The organism is Syntrophorhabdaceae bacterium, assembly GCA_035541755.1.
Taxonomy (GTDB): domain Bacteria; phylum Desulfobacterota; class Syntrophorhabdia; order Syntrophorhabdales; family Syntrophorhabdaceae; genus PNOF01.
In genome coordinates this window covers 1-3,390 of sequence record DATKMQ010000036.1, presented here as the reverse complement: position 1 = coordinate 3,390, position 3,390 = coordinate 1, and the positions used below count along the sequence as shown (strand labels likewise).

At 50.9% G+C, this 3,390-nt stretch carries 5 protein-coding genes; 3 read left to right on the top strand and 2 right to left on the bottom strand.

Annotated features, from left to right (window positions below; translation table 11 throughout):
• The 3 genes from VMT62_02990 to VMT62_02980 form a co-directional block, all read left to right on the top strand.
• On the top strand, window positions 1-199 hold a 199-nt coding region (locus VMT62_02990), incomplete at its 5' end, for a hypothetical protein (GenBank protein HVN95371.1).
• A gap of 161 nt (window positions 200-360) precedes the next feature.
• Window positions 361-1,575 (top strand): hypothetical protein, encoded by a 1,215-nt coding sequence (locus VMT62_02985; protein HVN95370.1) that lies wholly within the window; start codon window positions 361-363, stop codon window positions 1,573-1,575.
• 19 nt (window positions 1,576-1,594) lie between these two features.
• Entirely contained in the window at window positions 1,595-1,960 is a 366-nt protein-coding gene (locus tag VMT62_02980) for a hypothetical protein (GenBank protein ID HVN95369.1), read from the top strand.
• Between the two features lie 397 nt (window positions 1,961-2,357).
• Here the strand turns inward: VMT62_02980 and VMT62_02975 are convergent, their stop codons facing one another.
• On the bottom strand, window positions 2,358-2,867 hold the full coding sequence (locus VMT62_02975) for a transposase (protein HVN95368.1): 510 nt from the start codon (window positions 2,865-2,867) through the stop codon (window positions 2,358-2,360).
• 149 nt (window positions 2,868-3,016) lie between these two features.
• Window positions 3,017-3,319, bottom strand: coding sequence for a hypothetical protein (locus VMT62_02970; GenBank protein ID HVN95367.1), 303 nt, complete (start codon window positions 3,317-3,319; stop codon window positions 3,017-3,019).
• Window positions 3,320-3,390: the final 71 nt, after the last annotated feature.

Below are 3,390 nucleotides of genomic sequence, written 5' to 3'. Positions count from 1 at the left end.
ATTGGGCGCTCAGGGAGAGCTTCTGGCCAATGACGTGATTGTTCAATCCATCGGCGGACATCAACACGACACGCGCACGGAGAACAAGACCATGCGGCAGAGTACGCGAACTGGCGATACCATGCAGGTACTGGCGCTCCTCATCGGGGAGCACGATGGGACGTCGGGGACGGCCGTGTCTCATGGGTTTCCACCATAATAAGGGATGTACCCATGATACGGAAGCTCTGAAACATAATCAAGTTATTTAAGAACCATTACACTAGCTCCCAGTTGAAACTCACTCAAGTTCTGTGGCAGACCAGTCGATTCTCAAAAGACAATCATCAGCATTCGCATCCTCGGAAGATGGAGGGTAATATGAGAACAAACACATTGAGCCTCTGTTTCTTTTTGCTCCTTCTCTTCCAACCAGGACTTTTGTTTTCCCAGGGAAATGAATGTGCGGACTTTCCGCAGGGGGTAAACACCTTGGGGAGCGTTTGCGCCCTGCGGGACGATTTGGTGAATGGAAGATGGAGCCAAGCCTTGGACAAATGGTACTCAGGGGCCCGTAATCGTGATCTCTTGGCCATGGTTGTCTACATCGATAGCGCGGGGAGAGCAAGGGTGGGCCTCACAAAAGGATCTGATACGGGGCACATCTTTCGAGGTGAGAAGGACATTTGGGTTCTAGTGATATCGGATTCAAGTTTTCTCCGCGACGATACAATGATCGACAGCTTCAGCACATCCCAAAAGGGAGATGTAACGATCACAGATACGTCAAAACCACGTGATTCCACGGCAATATCCAAGGAGGTCGAGTCTCGCCCGAATGAGGGATCGCTTCCACCAGGCGCGGTGGTAGGCCCACTTTCAGAAAAGGACTCGAAACGAATTGTGACCAATGAGGGTACAACCATTATCAACAAGAAGATAAGGAGATACTCGTTTAAAGTGATGCGAGAGGCATTGCAATATGAGCGTGGAGCGAGTGAAAATATCGCAGCGGGGATGCTTGCAATGTTGCTTCAACTGGTTTCAAAATCAGCAGGAGGGCTTCCTCAAACGCCAAATGCTTTAAGAGATTCAACGGCGTACATAGAACTTAGGCCACATCATGATGCCAACGGCGCTACCATCTTTAGCGGTTATGCCAAGTTCGATCTGGCACAGAATACATACAATCGAATAGATGTATCACCGCCGCAGGATTTGAAGTTCAGAAGTGTTCAGACTCATTTTGGCAATTACGATAACTCCACAGTCTCTGCAAGTATCGGGGTGGGCGTGTCAATATTTGCCCCAAGAAATAATCAATTCTACCCCTCTCATCCAGATTCTGGGAGTGTAAAGTTGTATCTGTTTGGGAATATATTCGTGATCCCCCCGAAACTGCCCTCGAAGGCCGTCAGTCTTGCATTCACGCTGGGAACAAATATCTTGGCAAATATTTTCGACGAACTCATAGTTGGTTTTCGGTTCGGACCGGGCGTTGTGCCTATCGGAATCATAGTTGGAGCCGATTGGAAGCAATGGACCGACCATATCCGCCGTGTGGGGTATTTCCTGGGAATCGACTACTCCCTTTGACCTACTTATGGAGGGCAATATGACCCCTGAAATAGCTCGAGATCGACTATCGCAAAATAATCTGACAGAAATTACCAGGATCAACAGGGCCTTTCAGCTTGCTATATATGGTCTTTCGCTTGCCGCTCTTTTGGTGGTCGTTCTACTGTTCACTGGTCCGGGTCAGCGTTCCGCATCAGACATAACCTCGATTGTCGGCCTCTTCACAAGCGTATTAGGCACCCTCATAGGTGCTTTCTTCGGCTTGCAAATAGGATCGGCAGACAAAGCGAAGGCAGAGCAGAGGGCCGATTCGGCTCAGAAGAAGGTTGATGCTTTACAGTCGGCTGCAAATCCGGACGTAATCAAGAAGGCGCGAGCTCTGTATCCTGACCTATTTAATTGATAAATAGACAAGCCTAAAGCGAGGAAACAATGCTGAGACATATGGAAGATAACGCAGATCTGAACATGTTAGTTGACAAGGGGGGGAACCTGATCTGTGTCTGTTCCAAATGCAAGAGAATGTGGACGGGTCACCTGACACCATCCGGTACGAGTTCTCAAACAGCGAAGATGAAGAAGGACTCAAGAACGATAAAGTCCTTCTACGGCATCAACCCGTCCCTTTTTAGATCACTTCGCTTGGACGCAGGAACATTGAAACGCTTAAAGATAACGGAGTAGAGCAACCTGCGGCTAGGTGTGTGTCCGGGTAATTCGTGGCATCATTTTGTTGGAGTTCTGAGGCCTCCCGTGGTCATGGGAGCCCGGACTGTTCTTTGACAAGTGGTGTTTCTCTGTCACTGTCCGAAGGCGAGCTCTCTTCTCTTGGGTCTTTCGAGGATTGCTCTGAACAACTTCTTGAGATTGTGGCCCGAGCAGACCAGGAACCACTCGGCTCTCGCCTTGGGATGTCCGCGGAGCCTGAACTGGGTGAAGCCGGTCGCATGCTTGATCTGCCCGATCGGCGGTTCAGCGATCGCCTTGCGTCTGGCGTAGAGGGCTCGGCCTTTCACGGTTGTCAGCTTTCGACTCATCCTCTCGATGAGCGTGAGACCATCGGGGATCCGGCCCCGCGGAGGATTGTCAGCCACGGGACCGTGCTTTTCTCTGCCGCAGGCGATGTAGGCATCGATCTTCCTCTTCCCCAGGTAGGCGATGTTCTCGGCTGTGGCATACCCGGCATCATCACTGAGGACCCTCGGTCTCTTGCGAAGCTGCTTGACCATGTACTTGAGCTGCGTGTCATCCTTGGGGTGATTGGTCACATCGGTGGCCACAATGATCTGGTGCTTGCTGTCGACCGCCACCCGGGCGTTTTAGCCCTGGATGAAGGTTTTCTGGTATGGCATGATCCGGGAGTCCGGATCGGTAAAATTGCGCTGAGCAGTGTCGGGCGGTGTTGACTTACCCCCCTTGCCGTTCTTGACCTGGTGGACCTTCGCCATGCAGAGACCGATTAGGGATGTGTCACTCCCGAGAGCTTCAGATATGCATAGACAAACCTGGATGATCCCTGTTCGCCGCCGGGCTCGCTAGTAAACCCGATCGCGTGCAGAGCGTCCCGTACTTGTCTCGCACTTTTGTTTGAAATCGCTTCCCGGCTTATCCACCATTCGTCTTTCTCAAATACATGGTGTTCGACGAATAGTCGTCGTCGCCAGTCAACTGTAACACCAACATACCAATTGGCGTATCCACTGCCTTGCCTGTCCGCATAGGAAGTGAATTTGGAAATAATCTCTTGACTAGAGTTACCCATATGCTCCTCCCTCCAATTCTTCACCATAAAGTCACAAGCATGGCCTGAGTCCCCCTGCACATGAGAAAGAA